The organism is Sphingomonas kaistensis (genome assembly GCF_036884275.1).
GTDB classification, from domain to species: domain Bacteria; phylum Pseudomonadota; class Alphaproteobacteria; order Sphingomonadales; family Sphingomonadaceae; genus Sphingomicrobium; species Sphingomicrobium kaistense_A.
This window is the reverse complement of record NZ_CP145607.1, coordinates 1,576,337-1,597,331: the sequence shown is the minus strand read 5'-3', so window position 1 is coordinate 1,597,331 and position 20,995 is coordinate 1,576,337. Positions and strand designations below refer to the sequence as shown.

Here is a 20,995-nt window from a genome sequence, read left to right as displayed (position 1 = left end):
ATTTGTTGCAAACGATTGCAGCGAAGTTAGGTTTAGGTTCGAATCGACGTCACGACGTGGTTTCTGGAGGAGAGGTTCATGAAAGTTCGTCACGCCCTGATTGCCGGCGCTGCACTATCGGCGCTCGCCACGCCTGCTTTTGCGCAGGACGCCACCATGACGGACGACGTGCCTCCGGCCACTGATCAAGCCGATATCGTGATCACCGCCGTCGCCCGCGGCCAGAATGTGCTCGACAGTTCGGTGTCGGTCAGCTCGATCAACAGCGAAGCAATCGTCGATCTCGCGCCGCGCTCCTCGGCGGAATTGATCCGGCAGATCCCGGGTATCCGCTCGGAAAGCTCGGGCGGCGAAGGCAATGCCAACATCGCCGTGCGCGGCCTGCCGGTGGCCTCGGGCGGTGCGAAATTCCTTCAATTGCAGGAAGATGGTCTGCCGATCCTCGAATTCGGCGACATCACCTTCGGCAACGCCGACATCTTCCTGCGCACCGATTACAACATTTCCCGCGTCGAAGCGGTTCGCGGCGGATCGGCCTCGACCTTTGCGTCAAATTCGCCCGGCGGTGTGGTCAACTTCATCTCCAAGACCGGCGAGCGCGAAGGCGGATCGGTCGGCGTCACGGCCGGTCTGGATTACCGCGAATATCGTGCGGACTTCGACTATGGCGGCCGCCTCGGACCCAACACCACCTTTCATCTGGGCGGGTTCACCCACATCGGGGACGGTCCCCGCAGCGTCGGCTACGACGGCGCGCGCGGCGGTCAGATCAAGGCCAACATCACCCAGAAATTCAATGGCGGCTATATCCGCATCTACGGCAAATATCTGAACGACCATTCGGTCGGTTATCTGCCCAATCCCGTCCGCGTCACCGGCACCAATTCGGACCCGGACTATTCCAGCATCACGAATTTCTCGATCAACTCGGACTCGCTGCATTCGCGCAACTTCGCACCGATCACCACGCTTGATCAGAACAACCAGGTCCGGACCTACAATATCGATGAAGGCATGCACCCCAAGGTGCTCGCCGGCGGGATCGAAGCGCAATTCGGGGTCGGCCCGTTCAGCGTCACCAATCGCTTCCGCTATTCCGACATCAGCGGTGCCTTCGTTTCGCCGTTTCCCGGCAGCGTGACCGGCGCGCAGGCCGCGGCCGATGCGATCGGCGGCGCTGGCTCGCGGCTGTTCTACGCCAGCGGACCTCTGGCCGGCCAGGCCGTCGCCAATCCGGCAGCGCTGGGCGGGAACGGCCTGATCGCCAACATCGTCACCTTCAACACCCGCCTCAACAGCCTCGACAATCTGACCAACGACTTGCGCGCGACAGCGGATTTCGACGTCGGCGGCGGCAAGGCAACGCTGACCGGCGGCCTCTTTTACTCGCGGCAGGACATCGACACCGCCTGGCTGTGGACGTCGCACCTGATGAGTGTCGAAGGCAACGGCAACGCAGTGCTTCTCGATGTCCGCAATGCGGCCGGCGTCGCGCAGACGCAGAATGGTACCGTCGGCTACGGGGCGACCTTCTTCGGCAATTGCTGCCGGCGATCCTATGATCTTCAATATACGACCAAGGCGCCCTTCGCCTCGCTCGGCCTAGAATTCGGCGGCCTCTCCCTCGACGGCAGCGTGCGCTTCGATTTCAGCCACGCCGAAGGCCGGACCTTCGGCGATGGCCCGTTGACGACACGCGACATCAACGGCAACGGCGTCATCAACAGGGCGGAAACATTGGTCAGCGTGCTGCCCACGACCGGCGCCGCGCTGGTCGATTACGACACCGATTACGTCTCCTATTCGATCGGCGCCAATTATCTCCTCACCAACTCGCTGTCGGTGTTCGGACGATACAGCAAGGGCGGTCGCGTCAATGCCGACCGGATCCTGTTCAATTCCAACAACGTCAACCCGGCGACGGGCGCGTTGCTGAATTCGGCCGTCGCGGTCGATTTCGTCAAGCAGGCGGAGATCGGCGTCAAATATCGCGCGGGCGGGCTTTCCCTCTATGCGACGGCCTTCGACGCGCGCACCGAGGAAGAGAATTACGAAGCCACCACGCAGACGGTGTTCAGCCGGGCCTACAAGGCGCGCGGCATCGAACTGGAAGGCGCGTACCGGATGGGTCCGTTCAGCCTTTCGGCCGGCGCGACCTACACCGATGCCGAAATCAGCCGGGACAACATCAGCCCGGCCAATGTCGGCAACACGCCGCGCCGTCAGGCTGACTGGATCTATCAGCGACCGCGGCCTATGACAGCAAGCTGTTCGGCCTGGGCCTGAATGCGGTCGGGACAACCGACAGTTATGCCCAGGACAACAATCAGCTGGTCCTGCCCGGCTTCACGGCGGTGAACGCCTTTGCCAACCTACGCCCGTTCGACGGCGTGACCTTCTCGCTGAACGCCAACAATCTCTTCAACACCAAGGGCTTTACCGAAGCGGAAGAAGGATCGATCCCGACCGGAGGAATCGTTCGCGCCCGTTCGATCAACGGACGGACCGTGTCGGCGTCGGTCCGCTTCGATTTCTAAGCAACGCCTGGCCCGGCACTGCCCTCGCAGAGCCGGGCCGTAACGTCTTCCTGTTCGTCCATTCGAGGATCGAAAGTGACCAGCGCATGGACCCCGGCCCACGTGGCCGCGATCAGACCTGCCGAAGCGGCCACCGTACCTCTCAGCGTACATGTGACCCGCCCAACTGGGGGCGAGCATCGTTATTATTGGGACATGTGGCCGGTGCAGGCCGCCGACGGCACGGTCGCCAGGCTCGGCGGGCGCGAGATGTGGATGGCGCTCTCCGCGACCGATGGAGGCGATCCCGGTCGTCGCCACTTCGAGGCCGAAATCCGCTGGCTGGAGCGAAACGAAGGCACTTGGATCGATCGCGGCGCCGTCTTGCCACCTCAGTCGCGACCGTACGAACGCGAATGGGCGGGTTCCGCCTTGTTCGACGGCGGCCGGCTGACCTTGTTCTTCACGGGGGCGGGCATCGCCGAGCGCCCGGGGGGCTACCAGCAGCGCCTGTTCGAAGCGAGTGCTCCGGTGGGCGCCGACGGCACGATCGGCGAGTGGACTCGGCCTCGGCCGTCGATCGTCGGCCTGACGCCCGAATATTGCGCTGCCGACGCGCACGAGGGCGAGCCCGGCCGGATCAAGGCGTTTCGCGATCCGGCCTTCTTCCGCGATCCAATCGGCGGCCACGATTACCTCATCTTCACCGCCTCGCTGGCGGCGACGTCGTCACCCTATAACGGAGCGGTCGGGATCGCCCGGCGCGACGCCGACGGCTGGGCGCTCCTGCCGCCGCTCGTCCATGCCGACGCGGTGAACAACGAACTCGAGCGGGCGCACATGGTCTTCCGCAACGGTCGCTACTTCCTGTTCTGGGTCACCCAGCGCGCCACCTTCGCGCCCGACCTCACGGCTGGACCCACCGGATTGTACGGCATGGTCGCCGAGCATTTGTCGGGCCCGTGGCGGCCACTCAACGGAGGCGGTCTCGTGCTCGCCAATCCGGAGAGCGACCCAAGTTGGTCCTACAGCTGGTTCGTCAGCGCCGAAGGCATCGTCGCGAGTTTCGTCGACGATCGCGCGGGTCATGGGTTCGCCGGCGCCCCAGCCCCGCTGATGCAGCTCGACTTTGCCGGCGAAAACGTGCGACTGGCTTCATCGACGACATGATTGGTGGAATCGAAGCTGGCGGCACCAAATGCGTGCTCGCCGTGGGACCGGAGCCCGGGCGCATCGACGCGATGCACATCGTGCCGACCCGCAGCCCCGACGAGACGATCGCGGACATTCTTGCTTGGTTCGCCTCGCAGCCGGCGGTGGCGGCGGTGGGGCTCGCGACCTTCGGGCCGGTCGGGCTTGACCGTTCGCGGCCCGACTGGGGCCATATCCTGCAAACACCGAAGCCCGGGTGGAGCGGCTTCGATTTCGCCGGAGCGCTGGAAGACAAGCTTGGCGTGCCGGTAGCGGTGGAGACCGACGTCAACGCCGCAGCGCTTGCCGAAGCGAATGCCGACGGCAGCGTCTCGTCGCTGGCCTATATGACCGTGGGAACCGGTATCGGCGTCGGACTGCTCATCGATGGACGCTGCGTCCACGGGGCGGCCCATCCGGAGATGGGTCATTACCGACCCCGTCGCCCGGCCGGCGACAACGGTTTTGCAGGGATCTGCCCCTTTCACGGCGATTGCCTCGAAGGGTTGGCAAGCGGACCCGCCATTATCGCCAGATGGGGCTCAAGGCTTTCCGATCTTCCCCCTTACCATTCCGCGCACGGCCTGATCGCCGACTATCTGGCGCAAACCTGCCATACCCTGTTTGCCGCGACGTCGGTGGAGGTCATCGTCGTTGGCGGCGGCGTTCTTGCAACGCCGGCCCTCCACGACCGGATCGTCGCCAGATGCATGGAATTGGACGCCGGCTACTTTCCGGGCGGAAACAGACATCGCATTATCGCCCCCCGCCTGGACGCGGGTTCCGGGATTACCGGGGCGATGCTTCTGGCAAGCGGTTGTTGAGATTCGCGACGGGCGCACAATCCGCTGAGTAGCCGTGCGAGCGGTCTGACTGAAACATGATGTAGCCGGGTTTCAGGCTTTCTCCGTCACTCTGACCGTCGCCTTGTCTGACAAACAGAGTTGCAGGTGGTCTGCCAACCTCATCGCGAGCGAACCAATGGCAAGGCCGGTGTGAGAGGCGCCGGTAGAAGGCAGGACCGACGCATCGCAAGCGTATACGCGCTGCCGCTGATGCACTCGAAGATTACTGTCCACGACCCCTGTGTCTCCGTTCAGCGAGATGCGACAGGTGCTGGCATGATGCGCGCCCGACCATAGACGAGACGATATTCCGTCGGGGGGCAGGTGCAGCTCGGCCTCAAAGGAGGCTGCTAGCTTTTGCAACGAGCGGGTGAGAGCCGCTACGCCGGCTTCTGCAATCGTCCACGATAAAATAAGTCGGCCGGAGGAATCATTGCGAACCGTATCATCTTCATTCGGCTCTTGTTCGAGCGTCGCGAGGACATAGGCGAAGCGGCCGACGCACTTTCGACCAAGCGCCCTATTCTTCCACATTTCGCGGTAGCTTTGGTTCTTGACCTTTTCGTAGAGCTCCAATGCGGAAAACATACGCCCGCCGCCTCCATTGGCATTGCTGAGGTAATGCTCCTCGGCAAAGGATGTATCGTGCGTTGGGCAAAGCTGAAATGAAGCCCACAAGCTGGTTGCTTCATCCTTAATTTTGATGATTGTTCGAAGCCCGTCGGGCCGGGCAAGCTGTGCATTGACCCGCATCGGGTTGCCGACTTCCAATTTAGCGACAAGACCCATGGGGTGATCCGTCAAATTACTCCCAACGAGGGGAGAGAAAATACCGCTTCTTCTTAGTATCCCGGGAGTATTCAGTGCTCCCGCACAAACGATGGCAAGGTCGAAGAATTGCTGCTGCCAATTCGCTCCATCACGAAAAACCACGACGACGCCTGATCCCTTCTCCTCCACCCGATCTACAACGCAATTGGTCCGGACGGAGACGGAGCGCCACGTCGACGATTTGGCAAGGCGTGGGCTTCTCGCTGGAACGAGCAGTGATCTTTCGAGGATATCGCCTAAGCTAGAATCCCATTCCTTCCGGCGAGACCATAGTCCGCCGCATCGCTCTCCAGCGAGATGGGTCACGAACTCGAGGTATGACCGCGGCAGTTCCTTTTTGACGATGTCTGGCCAGAGTGCGCCAAATTCATCTGCCTCCATGTCGAGCAGGCAGCCACGCCAGAGTGCGGTGGTGCCGCCAAGGCCATAGTTGACGGTCGAATGGAGCCCTAAAGATCGGCCGGAGGAGACGACGTGCGGTGAATATAGGCCGCGCGTGCTGCCACGTTCGAAAACAGTGACTTCGCAGAAGGACGACAGCCGTGCAGCCAACGCCTCCCCCGCCAGTCCCGATCCAATAATGGCGATCTGCGGCCTGACTCTACCGGAGAAAACATACGGTGGAGACGGTTTCGTCTCGTCCTTACGCAACCAGGCAAGTCCTTGAAAGTATATCAATGGTTCTGGCGCACATATCCGCCGAATATGTAACTTTCCGTTGGGCAGAGAGGAGGGGATTGGTTCGAGGATCCGCGCCGCAATGCTGCAATACTGGAAGCCAACTCACATAGTCATGGCGCTTGATGTCTCCGATCCTCGTCACAGCCGAATGCTGTGCCGCAAACTCCTTTGCATCCTGTGAATTCTCGAAGGTCAGGGTTAAACCGACCGCAGCATCGGGATCGTGGTGGGGGGAGACTTTTGCTCCTGACAACGGCAACAAGCGATCGATATTTCGCGCGCGTCGTCGACGTCGGTTTTGAAGATCTTTGTCGAGTCGACCGAATTGCGCCAGCAGTACCGCGCTGGTCAGTTCCGAGACACGCTGGTTACAACCGACAAAATCCCAGTCCTGCACCGAATAGTCGGCGCTGAAGGTGCCAATATCATGGTAGACTTCGGCTCTTCGCATGAGATGGCCGTCGTTGGTGATGACTGCTCCACCTTCACCCGAAGTGACATTCTTGTAGTGATTGAAGCTGAATGCACCCAAGTGCCCAATCGACCCGGCCCGCCGTCCCTTGTAGGTGACACCGACGGCTTGGCAGGCATCCTCGATCACGGCCAGTCCATGGCGGGTCGCAATCGCCATGATGCTATCCATGTCGCATACCAGATTCAGCATGTGCACCGGAATGATAGCCTTGCTGAACGGGGTTATCTTTCGCTCAAGATCGGCCGGGTCCATCGTGAGGCTCTCGTCAATATCGACCAGGATTGGGATGGCGCCGAGGAAAAGAGGAGCGCTTGCGGTCGAAACCCACGTGTAGGCCGGGACGAGAACCTCGTCCCCCGGGCCAATTCCGGCAGCTTTCAGCGCAACGATAAGTGCGCTGGTCCCACTATTTACCAGAAGGGCCTGCTCGACACCCATCATTTGGGCCAAGCGGGCCTGCGCACGTCCGGTAAAACTGCGGGTTTCACCCGCATGATGCATCAATCGGCCTGTGGCGATGACGCGGGCCAGGTTCAGCATTTCCATTGCACCTGGACGCGGCATGTCGAACTTTCAGCTTGGTTGTAGGGATGCGATTTAAATTTATCCCATCTGTTTTGAGGTTAACTTATCAATTTAATTTTGAGGATAAACAATATCACTCTCACTTAGGCGCCGATTTCGGCAAGTTAGCACCGCGCCTCAACCACCGTACCGATCACGCAGCACCTTTGCCGAAACCTTCGAAGGCGCTGCCAGCATGGCGTCGAACAACGAGGCCCGGGCCGCGCAACCTGTTTTTGTGGCTCCTTTGTCGTCCAAGGCGGCGAGAAAGACTTGTGGCTCCAGCCGCGCGCGCTTGGCGGCAAGTTCGACCACCTCGCCGGGAATAGTGTAATTGAACGTCCCGCCCGCTTCCGGAAGGGGCGCGGCGGGATCGGCCTTGTCGATGAGCTTCACCGTCAGCCTTTCGTAGGCACGCGAATACTCGCTGCCTGCGGCCTCCATCTTTCCATCCGTGAATTCGGCGCAAAGATCGGGGGTGCTGGCAAGGCGGGTGAATGTTGCGCGATCGAGTTCGGCCCGCTCCCGCAACAGCGAGATTGGTGCGTTCGGCCACTGCGCGTGTGCCATCAGGTAAACCGCGTTGCGGATTCCCGCGCGATAGGTATCCAGCGTGCGCCCTTGCGCGGCGGCGTTGGCCCAGTCGCGTTCGAACCAGGCGTAGAGCGCAGGATTGCGGTCCCGAACGCCGGCCGGATCCTCCTCGAGGCCAAGATCGCTTGCGAGCGTCCGCCACTCCTCCTCGCTGCTGCGGAGTGGCTGGGTGGTGACCACCCGTCCCGATGCGCTCGCCGTGGGAGCGGGATCGGTCTGAAGATAGCGCAAGCTCAAATGCGCGATTAGCAGTACGAACCAGACGGCAAAAAAGATGGTGCGGCGGCTGCCAGCGCCCTTCCGATCCCAAAGCCCGACGCGCCAGCTGTCCATGCTGTATTCGAGGGTGGGATGTCGGGTGCGAACAAGGGTCAGCAACTCCTGGACCTTGGCCGTGCTGACCAGCCAACCGCGCGAACTGCGATCGTTGGCGGGCTTGCGCAGTTCCTTCCAGGCGCGATGAAGAGGATGCGAGGGCTGATCGAGCTGACGGGCGAAGCCAAGGTCACGGCGGCGGTCGAGGACGCTGGCCAGGGCAGGATTGGCGGCAAGCTCATCCGCTTTCGTCCAGCCGAAAAAGAGAGCTGCCGGTTCGATCAGCAGGTCCGATTGCGGCAGGTTGTAGGCCAGCATCTCGGCAAAGATATCGGAGCCCTGCGCCAGAAGCCCGACATGCTCGAGCAGCGGATTGGCGACGAAATGGTCCCACGTCCGTGCGATCTCGTGATGCTCGTCCTCTCGCAGCCAGCGCTCCTCCTGATGCGCGGTGTCGAGGATGCCGGCGATCAGGTTCGTGTCCCGCGCCAATTCGTCGCGCAGCGCCTCGGCTTCGCCTGCGTCCATCGCATCGCCGTCAGCCGCTAGATGGGCGGCACTATCCGCATCGGTATCGGGCGTTGGCGAGGCTTCGAGCTGCGTATCGACGGGGAAGTCGTGAAGCGAATGCAGCGCTTCGATATCGGCGACGGCCGCGCCTTCGGCATAGCGAAGCGCGGCGTCACGGGCATCGCGAAGCCTGGCATAATCGTCCGGATTGGCCTCGATATCCATCGCCTTTAACCGGGCGGCATAGGCCTGGCGAATCGTCTTGCGATCGGCGACGGGATCGATCCCGAGGGTCTGGAAGCAATCCGGAACCCTCACAGAAAGCGTTCCGCTTCCAATTGATCGAGCGCGGCTCCGAAGTGACCGCGCGCTTCGTCGATGGCGCGGGGATCCTGGGATTCAACGGTGGAGCGGAACTGCTGGATCATCAGCCCAAGCTGCTCGCGCTCGGCCCCGAGATGATCTTCATAAGCTCGCTCCGCCCGGGCCAGCAGGGCGACGTTCGCGGCCTCTTCACGGGGATGCACCTTGAGCGCAGCCAGGGCCGTACGACGCTTTTCGATCTCGCCCGCCGGCATCGCCCCTTCCTCATCGACAATGACGAGATTGGCCCTCTCCCCCGTGGCCGGAATGAAGGTATCGACCTCCAGCAATCCGGAAAGATCGTAGCTGAAGCGGATGATCGGCGAGAATTGTCCTCCGATCAGCACCCCCCTCTGGTCGAAATTGCCGACCTCGACCCCGAGCGAGAACGGGCAGATGTCGGTCATCCGCACCTCCTCGAGGTGAACGTCGCGGTCCATCAGGCCGACTTGCACCGCGGCACCCCGTGCCACCGCCTCGTCCGGATGCACACGGTGATTGGGGAAGCGGCCGAACAGCCGGGTGATCGCCTTGCGCACCACCGGCATCCGGGTTGCGCCACCGACCAGCACGACGTCGCTCAATTCGTTGGCCCGAATGCGGCTGTCGCGCAGCGCGCGAAGCACCGGCTCGCGCAGACGCGTGACGAGACCCGCGACCTGGGCTTCGAACTCATCCGTCCCGATCGTGATCGCGAACCGTTCTTCCCCGACGGTCAGCGCGAACTCTCCGCTGTCCTGATGGGTAAGCTGACGCCGGCAGCTTTCGGCAGCGGCGAGAAGCCGCGTGCGAAGGATTTCGGGATCGATCCGCTTGCTGTCGATACTGAGCCGTGGCTGTGCGAGGCTTACCAGCGCCTCGTTGAAGTCTTCGCCGCCCAGACGATTGTCGCCGGCGGACGCGCGTACCTCGATGATCCCATCGTATATTTCGACAATTGAGACGTCGAAGGTCCCGCCGCCGAGATCGAAGACGAGGAACGGTTCGTGATCTTCCCGGTCGCTGATCCCAAAGGCGAGCGCCGCGGCGGTCGGCTCGTTGATCAATCGATCGATCGGAAGGCCGGCCAGTTCGCCGGCACGCCGCGTCGCCTTGCGCTGGCGATCGTTGAAATAAGCCGGGACAGTGACGACCGCGCTGGTGACGGCGGTTTGGAGATAGGCCTCGGCATCCCGCTTCAATGATTGCAGAACCAGCGCCGACAATTCCTCCGGCGCGAATTCCCTGCGTCCCAATTTTCGGCGATGAGCGGTACCCATGGAACGCTTGAACGTCGTCGCGGTGGTCAGCGGATGGCTGAGCTGCCGATCCAGCGCGGCCCTTCCCACGGTGACATTGCCATCGTCGTCGATCGAGACGGCAGACGGTGTCAGTAATTCGCCAAGCGCATTGGGTATCAACGCAGGCTGACCATCGACGAATGCCGCGACGAGGCTATTCGTGGTTCCAAGATCGATACCGATACGCAAATTACTTTCCCCCAGGCGCAACTTTCTGGACAATGCAGAAATTGAACTCAAGCGTTGCTTCAGCTGGGATCATGGTCTGAAAGCGAATTTTCTCGTCAGAGCCCTTAACGTCCGCTTCTTACCACCGGCATAACTGCGAAGCCTGACCCGTTCCGCTTCCGAGCGATCGGCCTTGAACGATACGGCGGCGCATGAAAGCGTCAGCCAACCGGACGCAAAGTTGCCTGCGATATCAGCGCGATGAGGAAACGGGCTGGCAACAAAGGCCGCGCCGCTGGGGAACCATCGAAATGCTTGAAGTCTAACCGGTGCGGATGGTGGAGCTGAGGGGAATCGAACCCCTGACCTCTGCAGTGCGATTGCAGCGCTCTCCCATCTGAGCTACAGCCCCGCACCGGTTGCCAGCGCCTCTAGCCGTGCTTTCCGCGCCGTGCAACGCGCTTTTCGCGCAGTCGCCGCCAGCCCTATCGATTCGGCCTTTCGATGCCTCATTCTGGCCTTCACGCCCGGAACGCCTACCCCAGCCTGACCGTTAACCATTCAACATCTCGGCGCCCCCTTGGCCGCGGATGCTTCAATGGAGGAGAGTAAATGGCTTACGATCGGTATGACGACCGCGACAACCGCGGTTACCGTAACGACCGCCAGCGCGGCGATCGCAGCGGCGGCAACAATGAAGATCGCGGCTTTTTCGATCGCGCGATCGACAGCGTGTCGAATTTCTTCAGCGACGACGACAGTGGCAGCCGGCGCGAATCCGGTCATGGCTACAACCGCGCCGCCAACACCTATGACCCCAATGCGTTCGAGCGCGGCGGCGGCTACAATCGCAGCAGCTACGAACCGCGCTCTTACGACCAGGACGAGGACCGCCAGCGCCGCGACCGTGAGGACGATCGCTTCGGCAATAGCGACCGCGGCGCGTTGTTCGGTGGTGGCCAGTCGACCAGCTACGGCCGCGGCCGTGACGACGGCGATTATCGTAACCAATATGGTCGCGGTGGCGGTGAAAGCGGCGGCTTCGGACGCGGCGATTACGACCGCCAGTCGCAGAGCCAATACCGCGACACCGGCAGCTCGTCGCGCTACACTCCGTCGACCTACGGTCAGACCGGCGGCAGCGCGTATCGCGACAGCCAGCAGTCGTCGTGGAATGACCGTGGCGGCAGCCAGGACCGCCAAGGCGGCGGCTACCAGAGCCAGGGCGGCGATCGTTATCGGCCGATGACCGGCGACTATGGCCGCAACTCGAGCGAGGAAATGCGCGGGGGCTCTGGCCTCGGCAGCCAGAACTACGGCCAGCAGCAATATGGCAGCCAGGATCGCTATCAGGATCAGGGTTCGTCGAGCCGCGGCGGGACCTCGGGCTTCGGCAGCAGCAGCAGCAGCTCGTCGAGCTATGGCGGCCAGTCGATGCGCAGCCCGCACGACCAGCATTATTCCTCGTGGCGTCAGCGCCAGATCGAGGAACTGGACCGCGACTATGACGAATATTGCCGCGAGCATCAGAACCGGTTCGAGAACGAATTCTCGGGCTTCCGCCAGACCCGGCAGACCAAGCGGCAGATGCTGACCAGCATCCGCGAGCATGCCGAAGTGGTGGACGAAAGCGGCCAGCACATCGGCACGGTCGACAAGGTCCGCGGCGACAAGGTCATCCTGACCAAGAACGATCCCGAAGCGCATGGCGTGCACCGCAGCTTCACCTGCTCGCTGCTCGACCGCGTCGAGGACGGCAAGGTCTATCTGACCGGCACCAAGGACTCGATCCGTTCGCGCCTCACCGAGGAGCGCGAGGACGATCACGGCCGTTCGCAGGGCGGTGGCATGCTTGGCGGCCTGTTCGGCGGCAGCGGGTCGGATCGTGACGATCGTCAGACTCAGTCGTCGACCAACCAGCCGACCGGCCAGACCATGAGCCCGACCTCGACCACCGGCGCTTCGACGACCGGGACCACGAGCGACGGTCCCCACATGCTCGATAAGAGCTTCTCGGGCACCTACGACGACGACTCGTCGACCACAGGTCGCTCGACCAAGAAGTAAGCTGTCCCCAGCAGCTTGACGGGAAGGCCCGGGCACCCCAGCGGTGTTCGGGCCTTTTCCGTTTCAAGTGAGGACCCGACCCATGCCCCAAGCCTGGCACCTGAAGAGCCGCCCGAACGGCACTCCCACAGCCGACAATTTCGAGTTCAAGGACGTGGCGTTGCCCGAGCTTGGCGAGGGCATGGTGCGGGTGCGCAATCACTGGCTGTCGGTCGATCCCTACATGCGCGGGCGCATGAACGACGTGAAGAGCTATGTGCCGCCGTTCCAGATCGGGGAGCCGCTCGAAGGCGGCGCGGTCGGCGAAGTGGTGGAAAGCCGCTCGCCCGACTTCCAGCCCGGCGACACCGTCATGCACATGATGGGCTGGCGCGACGAAGCGGTGGTGCCGGCACAAGCGCTGAACAAGCTGCCGACCATTCCCGGCGTCGAACCGCAAGCGTTCCTCGGCAACCTCGGGCTGACCGGCGGCACCGCTTACTGGGGCCTCCTCGACGCGGCAAAGGCCAAGGCCGGCGACATCGTGTTCGTGTCGGCGGCGGCGGGCGCGGTCGGCTCGGCGGTGGTGCAGATCGCCAAGGCCAAGGGCATGACCGTGATCGGCTCGGCCGGCGGGGCCGACAAGGTCGAGTTCGTGAAGTCGCTGGGGGCCGACGAATGCATCGACTATAAGGCCGGCGTCCCGCTGGTGAAGGCGCTTGGCGAAGTCGCGCCCAAGGGCATCGACGTCTACTTCGACAATGTCGGCGGCGAGCATCTCGACGCCGCGCTGGCGCTGGCCCGCAAGGACGCGCGCTTCGCCATCTGCGGCATGATCGACGGCTATAACAGCGGCGCCCCCACCAGCCTGCGCTACCTGATGCGCGTGATCGCGATGCGGCTAAGCCTCAAGGGCTTCATCTACACCGACTACCTGCCCCGCAACGGCGAGTTCTACGCCGAGATGGGTCCGTGGATCGCAAGCGGCGCGGTCAAGGGCCGCGACACGGTGGTCGAGGGTCTCGACAAGACCCCCGAGGCCTTCCTCGGCCTGTTCTCGGGCGCCAACACCGGCAAGATGCTGGTCAAGCTCTGAGGCGTGAAACTCCCCCGGTCCGCCGGGGGAACATCCCTTACACCCGGTTGTAGTTGCAGCTCGCCGGATTGCCGGTGCTGTAGCCACGGCGCAGCGCCTCGACGCGCTGCTGGCTCGACCCGTGGGTGAAGCTTTCGGGGCGCACCGACTGGCCCGCCTGCGATTGCAGCTTGTCGTCGCCGATCGCGGCGGCGGCGGTCAGGCCCTCTTCCAAATCGCCCTGCTCTAGCACCGGCGTGCCGTCGGGATTGCGGGCATTCTTGGCCCACACGCCGGCATAGCAATCGGCCTGCAATTCGACACCGACCTGGATCGCATTGCCCTGCGCCTCGCCCGCCGCGCGCTGCGCCCGGCTGGCGCGGTCGAGCGTGCCCTCGAGGTTCTGGACATGGTGCCCGACCTCGTGCGCGATGACATAAGCCTGCGCGAAATCGCCCGGTGCGCCGAACTTTTGGGTAAGCTCGTTGAAGAAGCTCGGATCGATGTAGACGTTTTGGTCGCCCGGACAATAAAACGGCCCGTAGGCTGCCCGGCCAGCGCCACAAGCCGTCTGCGTGCCGCCAGTGTAGGCAACCAGCGTCGTCGGTTTATATTGCTGTCCAGCTGCCGTGAAGATCTGGGTCCACACGCGCTCGGTCGAGCCCAGCACGCCGGTCAGAAAATTCTGGGTCTGCGCCGGAAGCGTCGACTTCGCGTTGCGGTCGCCCTGCTGGACGGTCGGGCTTCCGCCTCCGCCGCCCAGAATGCCGCCGCCGCCCAGGCCGCCCAGCGCGCAATAGCCGAGCGCAAGGATCAGCAGGCCGACGATGCCGAAACGGCTGAGGATCAGCGGCACCAGCAGGCCGAGAATGCCTCCGCCACCGCCCAGGATGGACCCGCCGCCCTGGCCGGTACGATCCTCGAAATTCGAACTGCCTGGTCCGTCGAGCCGCATTCTGATCTCCCTTACGGGTCCACAATGATCGGCGGCCCGCGGGGTTGCAATCGGCACTTCGTCATTGCGAGCCGCAGGCGAAGCAATCCATAGACGGCGCAAATCGATTGCGTCGTCGTTGCGCTCCTCGCAAGGACGACGCCGATAGGGAGTGTTGAACGATGATCCTCAAGGACAAGGTTGCTTTGGTGACCGGCTCGACCAGTGGTATCGGCCTCGCCATCGCCCGCGCGCTGGCCGCGGAAGGAGCGCGGATCATGCTCCACGGCTTCGGCGACAAGGACGCCAACATGGCGTTGAAGGACGAACTCGCTGCCCTGGCGGGTGATATCGCCAGCTTTTCCGACGCCGACCTGTCCGATCCCGAGGCGATCGACGCTTTGGTCGCGCAATGCACCGACGAACTCGGCAGCCCGTCGATCCTGGTCAACAACGCGGGCGTCCAGCACGTTTCCCCGATCGAAAGCTTCCCGGCCGAAAAGTGGGACTGGATCATGGCGGTCAATCTGTCGGCGGTGTTCCACACCACCCGCCTATGCCTCCCCTCGATGCGCCAGCGCGGGTTCGGGCGGATCATCAACACCGCCAGCGCCCACAGCCTCGTCGCCTCGCCCAACAAGGCGCCTTATGTCGCGGCCAAGCATGGTGTCGCGGGCTTCACCAAGGCGGTCGCGCTGGAAGCGGCGCGGGACAACGTCACGGTCAACTGCATTTCGCCCGGCTACGTCTGGACCACCTTGGTCGAAAATCAGATTCCCGACACGATGAAGGCCCGCGGCCTCACCCGCGAGCAGGTCATGAACGACGTCCTCCTGGCCGCCCAGCCGACCAAGCGCTTCGTCGAACCGGTCGAGGTCGCCGCGCTCGCCCTGTTCCTGTGCCGCCCCGAAGCCGGCAGCATCACCGGCGCCAATCTTAGCATGGACGGCGGCTGGACCGCGCAATGACGGCGCTGCGCTCTTCCATCGCGCTGGCACTGCTGCCGCTCGCCGCCTGCACCCCCAACGAGCGGCCGACCGCCGGGCCGGTGGCGAACGCCGCGTCGTGGCAGACGGTCGCCACGGTCGAAGATCGCGGCCGGCTGCGCGAATGGCGCAAGGCCTTTGCCACCGGCCTCGCGCAGGCCCGGGCGGCCGGTCACGACGGGGCGATCAGCCGCGAAGGCCCGCTGCTTCAGCCCGATGCGGCGATCGGCGGCGGCATCCCCAACGGCGACTATCGCTGCCGGGTAACCAAGCTTGGCGCCCGCTCGCCTGGCCTCCTGCCTTACGTCGCCTACCCGGCCTTCAACTGCCGGATCGCCACCTCCGGCCGCCTCCAGGCCTTTACCAAGCTCAGCGGTTCGCAGCGGCAGGTCGGCTATATCTTCCCCCACGACCAGATCCGCACCGTGTTTCTCGGCACGCTCGTGCTCGGGGAAGAACGGCGCGGCCTGCCCTACGGCGCCGACAATGACCGCGACCTTGCCGGCTATGTCGAGCGGATCGGGGCCAATCGCTGGAGGCTTATCCTCCCTTATCCGCGCTTCGAAAGCCTGATCGACGTGGTGGAGCTTGTGCCCGCTTCGTGAGCCACTAGGCTCGGCCCCATGCTGACCCTGCTCGCCGCCGCCGCCCTCGCCGCCCAACCGACCACGGCCGAGATGACCCCGCTGATGACGCTCTACCGCGAGCTTCACGCCGCGCCCGAGCTGGCCATGAGCGAGACCAAGACCGCCGCTCGCCTCGCACCCGAATTGCGCAAGCTTGGCTATCAGGTGACCGAAAAGGTCGGCGGCACCGGCATCGTCGCGGTGATGAAGAACGGCCCCGGCAAGACCGTGCTGGTCCGCGCCGACATGGACGGCCTGCCGCTCGAGGAAAAGACCGGCCTGCCGTTCGCGTCCAAGGTCCGGACCAAGGCCCGCTCTGGCGTCGACACCGGCGTCATGCACGCCTGCGCCCACGACACCCACATGACCGCGCTGATCGGCACCGCCCGCCGCCTCGCCGCTGCCAAGGCGCAGTGGAAAGGCACGTTGGTCCTGATCCTTCAGCCCGGCGAAGAGACCAGCGAAGGCGCGGCGGCGATGCTGGCCGACGGCCTGTTCACCCGCTTCGGCAAGCCCGACACCATGCTGGCCTTCCACAACAGCGCCTCGCTGCCGGCCGGCACCATCGGCCTGACCCCCGGCCCGGCGCTGGCCAACGTCGACAGCGTCGACATCACCGTCCGCGGCGTCGGCAGCCACGGCGCCGCGCCGCAGAACGGGCGCGATCCGATCGTGGTCGCTTCGCGCATCGTCTCGACCTTGCAGACCTTGGTCAGCCGCGAACGCAATCCGTTCGATCCGGCCGTTGTCACCGTCGGCAGCTTCCACGCCGGCGCCACGCACAACATCATCCCGGACGAAGCCAAGCTCCAGATCACCGTTCGCAGCTACACGCCCGAAGTTCGGCAGAGCCTGCTCGACGGCATCCGCCGCATCGCGCGGGGCGAAGCGATCGCCGCCGGTGTCCCCGACGACCGCATGCCCGTGGTGACCGTGCGCGATCCCTATACACCTGCCACCGTCAACAGCTCCGAGCTGACGAATGAAGCGCGCACCCTGTTCACCGGCCTGTTCGGAGAGAACCGGGTGCGCATGGTCCCCGCCGCCATGGTCGGCGAGGATTTCAGCCGCTTCCTGATTGCCAATCCGCAAGGCCGCAGCCTGCTGTTCTGGGTCGGCGGCGTGCCGCAGGCGCGGTGGGATGCGGCCGGCGGCGAGATCACCAAGCTTCCCGGGCTGCACTCGCCGCTGTGGGCGCCCGATGCCGAGCAGGTGATCGGCACCGCCGTCGTCGCGATGGAAGCGGCGACGCTGGAGGCGCTGAAAACCTGACGTCGTCCCGGCGCAGGCCGGGACCTCCGCAAGCTGAAGCGTCACGCCCTTCCCGCCTGAAGTCCCGGCCTTCGCCGGGACGACGAATAGACGGCGATAGTCCGTTCACCCTTCCTTTGTAAATTTCTCCGACAGTGGCGGCGTGGACAGCCTGCTCGCCTTCTGGAGCCATGCGCTTGGCGCGGTGGCGATGGCCGCCGTCCTGCTGTGGCAGCTGCGCGGCTGGGTCGCCGGCCCGGCCCAGAAGCTCCTCCTCGCCGGCCTGCTCGCCACCGCCGCCTCGGCCTGGCTCGGCGGGGTCATGGCCGGCACCATGCTCGCCGCCAACGCCGAAACCGCGCGCAACCTCGTCTGGGTCGCGATGCTCTACGTCCTGTCGAGCGCGGGCGAAGGCGGCGCCCGGCAACAGGGCGTCGCCCTGGTCTATGGCGCGGTCGCGCTGGTGCTTGGTGCGCAGACCCTGGTCGACAGCCTAGCCCCGCTCGCCCCCGCCGCCGACCAGCTCGCGCTGGAAGCGACCGGCATCGTGCTTCGCACCCTCACCGCGGCCGGCGCGCTGATCCTCGTCCACAATCTCTACGGGCAAGCCGCCGCCGCCAGCCGCGTTTCGATGCGCCTGCCGATGCTCGGGCTCGCCCTGCTCTGGGTGTTCGACCTCAACCTCTACACGCTGCAAGCGCTGCAACTTCCGCTCGGTACGACGCTCACAAACGTCAAAGGCGTGATTGTCGCGATCGCCGCGCCCTGCTTCGCCCTGACCCGCCCCGACAGCGCCGCCTGGCGGCCCAAGCTGTCGCGCGCCGCCACTTTTCAATCGCTCTCGCTGCTCGCCATCTGCTCCTATTTCGCGATCATGGCGCTGCTGGCGGCGATCTTGCGCACCGGGACCTTCGACTGGCTGCGCAGTCTCGCAGTGCTGGTGCTCGTCGCCATGACGGTCGCGCTTCTCGTCCTGCTGCCAAGCCGCCGCGCGCGCAGCTGGACCCGGGTCAAGATCGCCAAGCATTTCTTCGAACATCGCTACGACTATCGCACCGAATGGCTGCGCTTCGCTGCGACGCTCGGGGCCGACGGATCGAAAGAGCCGCTCGCGGTGCGGATCGTCCGCGCCTTTGCCGACATCCTCGAAGCGCCGCGCGGCCTGCTGCTCGCGCCCGACGATGCCGGACGGTTCACCGTCACCGGCGCCTGGCACTGGCATGACCGCCTGCCCGACGCCGCCGTCGCCGGCCAGGGTCTCGACGCCCTGTGGCCGCTGCTCGGGGAAGGCCGGGTGATCGAGCTCGACGCTCAGCGCCATCGATGGGGAAGCGCGGCCGACCTTGCCCTGCCCGTTCCCGACTGGCTGCGCGCCGACGAGAGCCTGTGGGTCGGCGTGCCGCTGGTCCACGGCGACCAGACGGTCGGCCTCGTCCTGCTGGCCGCGCCCGAACTTCGCCGCCCGCTCGACTGGGAAGATTTCGACCTTCTCCGCACCGCCGGTCGCCAAGCCGCCGCGAGCCTCGCCGAATTCGGCGCCGAACAGCGCCTCAGCGAAGCCCGCCGCTTCGACGAATTCAACCGCCGCTTCGCCTTCATCCTGCACGACGTGAAGAACCTCGTCAGCCAATTGACCCTGATCGCCCGCAATGCCGAGCGCCACGCCGACAACCCCGAATGGCGCGCCGACATGGTGGCGACGCTCAAATCCTCGGTCGGCAAGATGAACGACCTCCTCGCCCGCCTCGCCCCCGCCGCCACGCCTCCGGGCCGCCAGCCGCTCGCCGCTGTCGCGCTCCGCCCCCTTCTCGCCGCCTGCATCGCCGGGCACCGCGCCGCGCACGACGTTCGCCTGGCCGGTGAGTGCGGCCTCTCCGTGCTCGCCGACGCAGCTGGGCTCGAACAGGCGGTCGGCCATCTTCTCGCCAATGCGGTCGACGCCAGCCCGCCTGCCGAACCGGTCTCTGTCCGTGTCACCCACGGCGGCGGCGAAGCGCGGATCGAGATCAGCGATCACGGTCCCGGGATGGACGCCGACTTCATCACCACCCGCCTGTTCACCCCCTTCGCTTCAACCAAGCAGAATGGCTTCGGCATCGGCGCCTACGAAGCGCGCACCCTGATTCACGCGATGGGCGGCCGCCTGACCGTCGATAGCCGTCCCGGCTCTGGCACCCGCTTCACCATCACCCTTGCCCTCGGCACGGCCGACGCCGTTGCCTCGCCTGAAAGACTGATCGCATGACCGACCCCGCCGACCTTCCCGTCCTGCTCGTCGTCGAGGATGACGAAGGGCTGCAGCGCCAGCTGAAATGGGCTTACGACGGCTACAAGGTCGTCAGCGCCTTCAACCGCGCCGAGGCGCTCGAGTTGCTGCGCCTGCACGAGCCGGCGGTCGTGACCCTCGACCTCGGCCTGCCGCCCGATCCCGACGGCACCACCGAAGGCTTCGCGATCCTGTCGGAAATCTTGGCATTGAAACCCGACACCAAGATCATCGTCGCCTCGGGCCACGGCGCCCACGAAAGCGCGCTTCACGCCATCGCGCTCGGCGCTTATGATTTCTGCGCAAAGCCGGTCGACATCGATCAATTGGGTCTGATCGTCGCCCGCGCCTTCCACCTCCACGCGCTGGAAGCCGAGAACCGTCGCCTCGAAGCGCAGGCGTCCGAGGGTGGCACGGTGCTCGGCAGCATCATCACTGCCTCGCCCGAAATGATGCGCGTCGCCCGCACGATCGAGCGCGTCGCCCCGGCCGACGTCTCGGTCATGCTCCTGGGCGCCAGCGGCACCGGCAAGGAATTGCTCGCCCGCGCGGTGCACGAAAAGAGCCGCCGCGCGTCCGGCCCCTTCGTCGCCATCAACTGCGCGGCTATTCCCGAAAACCTGCTCGAAGCCGAACTGTTCGGGTTCGAACGCGGGGCGTTCACCGGCGCGGTCAAGACCACGCCCGGCAAGATCGAAATGGCGTCGGGCGGTACCCTGTTCCTCGACGAAATCGGCGATGTACCGCTGCCGCTTCAGGTCAAACTGCTGCGCTTTCTTCAGGAGCGCGTGATCGAGCGCATCGGCGGCCGCCAGACCATCCCGGTCGACCTTCGCATCGTCTGCGCGACGCATCAGGATCTTGGGCTGATGCAGGCCGAGGGCCGTTTCCGCGAGGACCTCTATTATCGCCTCGCCGAAATGGTGATCGCCATTCCCGCGCTCGCCGACCGGGCCGGCGACGCGGTGCTCCTCGCCCGCCACTTCACCCGCCGCTTTGCCCGCGAACTCGGCGTGCCGGTCACCGGCCTCGCGCCCGACGCGGTGGATGCGATCGACAGCTATGGCTGGCCCGGCAACGTCCGCGAACTCGAAAACCGCATCAAGCGCGCGGTGATCATGGCCGAAGGCAAGCTCGTCGGCGCACTCGATCTCGACCTGCCGGGCCTGTCGGAAGAAGCCTTCGCCGCGATCAACTTGCGGGCTGCACGTGAAAAGGCCGACCGCCGCGCCATCCATCAGGCGCTAGTGAGGACCGAACACAATATCTCGGGCGCGGCCAAGTTGCTTGGAGTAAGCCGTCCCACGCTATATGATTTGCTGAAACAATATCAGTTGGGCAGTTGATCGATAACGTTAAACTCCGATTCTGAATTAGCTTAACGATGACTCGTTATGCTCGGCAGTTTAGAGCCATTTCAGGTCGTTATCTTCGGTGCGAACATCCCTAAATTAGATCACACAATTTAGGGAGATTGA

16 protein-coding genes and 1 tRNA gene are annotated in these 20,995 nt (G+C 64.4%); 11 read left to right on the top strand and 6 right to left on the bottom strand.

The window, feature by feature from the left end:
• The first annotated feature begins 78 nt into the window (after positions 1-78).
• From V6R86_RS07815 to V6R86_RS07800, 4 genes are all read left to right on the top strand, one after another.
• Positions 79-2,286, top strand: a complete 2,208-nt coding sequence (locus V6R86_RS07815) for a TonB-dependent receptor domain-containing protein (RefSeq protein ID WP_338503457.1) — start codon at positions 79-81, stop codon at positions 2,284-2,286.
• A 68-nt stretch (positions 2,287-2,354) separates the two neighbouring features.
• A complete protein-coding gene (locus V6R86_RS07810; RefSeq protein ID WP_338503455.1) occupies positions 2,355-2,537 on the top strand; it encodes a hypothetical protein in 183 nt (60 codons plus the stop codon).
• 75 nt (positions 2,538-2,612) lie between these two features.
• On the top strand, positions 2,613-3,686 hold the full coding sequence (locus tag V6R86_RS07805; protein ID WP_338503454.1) for a glycoside hydrolase family 68 protein: 1,074 nt from the start codon (positions 2,613-2,615) through the stop codon (positions 3,684-3,686).
• Positions 3,683-4,531, top strand: coding sequence for an ROK family protein (locus tag V6R86_RS07800; RefSeq protein WP_338503452.1), 849 nt, complete (start codon positions 3,683-3,685; stop codon positions 4,529-4,531). Before V6R86_RS07805 ends, V6R86_RS07800 begins: the two co-directional genes overlap by 4 nt.
• Before the next feature lie 72 nt (positions 4,532-4,603).
• On the opposite strand, the gene V6R86_RS07795 is transcribed toward V6R86_RS07800, so the two are convergent.
• The 5 genes from V6R86_RS07795 to V6R86_RS07775 all read right to left on the bottom strand — a co-directional run bounded on the left by V6R86_RS07795 (position 4,604) and on the right by V6R86_RS07775 (position 10,745).
• Positions 4,604-6,034: a GMC oxidoreductase gene (locus V6R86_RS07795; protein ID WP_338503450.1), complete on the bottom strand. Its 1,431-nt coding sequence runs from the start codon at positions 6,032-6,034 to the stop codon at positions 4,604-4,606.
• Complete coding sequence (locus tag V6R86_RS07790; RefSeq protein ID WP_338503448.1) at positions 6,027-7,079, bottom strand: DegT/DnrJ/EryC1/StrS family aminotransferase; 1,053 nt, start codon at positions 7,077-7,079, stop codon at positions 6,027-6,029. The genes V6R86_RS07795 and V6R86_RS07790 overlap by 8 nt, the downstream gene beginning before the upstream one ends.
• Positions 7,080-7,241: 162 nt before the next feature.
• A complete protein-coding gene (locus tag V6R86_RS07785) occupies positions 7,242-8,840 on the bottom strand; it encodes a hypothetical protein (RefSeq protein WP_338503446.1) in 1,599 nt (532 codons plus the stop codon).
• Positions 8,837-10,354: a molecular chaperone HscC gene (locus V6R86_RS07780; protein WP_338503443.1), complete on the bottom strand. Its 1,518-nt coding sequence runs from the start codon at positions 10,352-10,354 to the stop codon at positions 8,837-8,839. Before V6R86_RS07780 ends, V6R86_RS07785 begins: the two co-directional genes overlap by 4 nt.
• A gap of 315 nt (positions 10,355-10,669) precedes the next feature.
• Positions 10,670-10,745 (bottom strand) — tRNA-Ala (locus V6R86_RS07775).
• Positions 10,746-10,945: 200 nt separating this feature from the next.
• Here V6R86_RS07775 and V6R86_RS07770 point away from each other — a divergent pair.
• A complete protein-coding gene (locus tag V6R86_RS07770; RefSeq protein ID WP_338503442.1) occupies positions 10,946-12,400 on the top strand; it encodes a DUF2171 domain-containing protein in 1,455 nt (484 codons plus the stop codon).
• Positions 12,401-12,482: 82 nt separating this feature from the next.
• Positions 12,483-13,475, top strand: coding sequence for an NADP-dependent oxidoreductase (locus V6R86_RS07765; RefSeq protein WP_338503440.1), 993 nt, complete (start codon positions 12,483-12,485; stop codon positions 13,473-13,475).
• Positions 13,476-13,512: 37 nt separating this feature from the next.
• Here the strand turns inward: V6R86_RS07765 and ypfJ are convergent, their stop codons facing one another.
• Positions 13,513-14,409 (bottom strand): KPN_02809 family neutral zinc metallopeptidase, encoded by an 897-nt coding sequence (gene ypfJ / locus V6R86_RS07760; RefSeq protein ID WP_338503438.1) that lies wholly within the window; start codon positions 14,407-14,409, stop codon positions 13,513-13,515.
• A 161-nt stretch (positions 14,410-14,570) separates the two neighbouring features.
• Here ypfJ and V6R86_RS07755 point away from each other — a divergent pair, with 161 nt between their 5' ends.
• The 5 genes from V6R86_RS07755 (at position 14,571) to prsR (ending at position 20,863) form a co-directional block, all read left to right on the top strand.
• A complete protein-coding gene (locus V6R86_RS07755; protein ID WP_338503436.1) occupies positions 14,571-15,356 on the top strand; it encodes a 3-hydroxybutyrate dehydrogenase in 786 nt (261 codons plus the stop codon).
• Positions 15,353-15,979: a DUF4893 domain-containing protein gene (locus tag V6R86_RS07750; RefSeq protein ID WP_338503434.1), complete on the top strand. Its 627-nt coding sequence runs from the start codon at positions 15,353-15,355 to the stop codon at positions 15,977-15,979. Before V6R86_RS07755 ends, V6R86_RS07750 begins: the two co-directional genes overlap by 4 nt.
• Before the next feature lie 18 nt (positions 15,980-15,997).
• A complete protein-coding gene (locus V6R86_RS07745; RefSeq protein ID WP_338503432.1) occupies positions 15,998-17,272 on the top strand; it encodes an amidohydrolase in 1,275 nt (424 codons plus the stop codon).
• Positions 17,273-17,414: 142 nt separating this feature from the next.
• On the top strand, positions 17,415-19,496 hold the full coding sequence (gene prsK / locus V6R86_RS07740; RefSeq protein WP_338503430.1) for an XrtA/PEP-CTERM system histidine kinase PrsK: 2,082 nt from the start codon (positions 17,415-17,417) through the stop codon (positions 19,494-19,496).
• Entirely contained in the window at positions 19,493-20,863 is a 1,371-nt protein-coding gene (prsR, locus tag V6R86_RS07735) for a PEP-CTERM-box response regulator transcription factor (RefSeq protein WP_338503428.1), read from the top strand. The genes prsK and prsR overlap by 4 nt, the downstream gene beginning before the upstream one ends.
• Positions 20,864-20,995: the final 132 nt, after the last annotated feature.

Coding starts and splice junctions, on each gene's coding strand:
- V6R86_RS07815 (WP_338503457.1), top strand. CDS start 79: ATGAAAGTTCGTCACGCCCTGATTGCCGGCGCTGCACTATCGGCGCTC.
- V6R86_RS07790 (WP_338503448.1), bottom strand. CDS start 7,079: ATGCTGAACCTGGCCCGCGTCATCGCCACAGGCCGATTGATGCATCAT.
- ypfJ (WP_338503438.1), bottom strand. CDS start 14,409: ATGCGGCTCGACGGACCAGGCAGTTCGAATTTCGAGGATCGTACCGGC.
- V6R86_RS07745 (WP_338503432.1), top strand. CDS start 15,998: ATGCTGACCCTGCTCGCCGCCGCCGCCCTCGCCGCCCAACCGACCACG.
- V6R86_RS07755 (WP_338503436.1), top strand. CDS start 14,571: ATGATCCTCAAGGACAAGGTTGCTTTGGTGACCGGCTCGACCAGTGGT.
- V6R86_RS07765 (WP_338503440.1), top strand. CDS start 12,483: ATGCCCCAAGCCTGGCACCTGAAGAGCCGCCCGAACGGCACTCCCACA.
- V6R86_RS07770 (WP_338503442.1), top strand. CDS start 10,946: ATGGCTTACGATCGGTATGACGACCGCGACAACCGCGGTTACCGTAAC.
- V6R86_RS07800 (WP_338503452.1), top strand. CDS start 3,683: ATGATTGGTGGAATCGAAGCTGGCGGCACCAAATGCGTGCTCGCCGTG.
- V6R86_RS07750 (WP_338503434.1), top strand. CDS start 15,353: ATGACGGCGCTGCGCTCTTCCATCGCGCTGGCACTGCTGCCGCTCGCC.
- prsR (WP_338503428.1), top strand. CDS start 19,493: ATGACCGACCCCGCCGACCTTCCCGTCCTGCTCGTCGTCGAGGATGAC.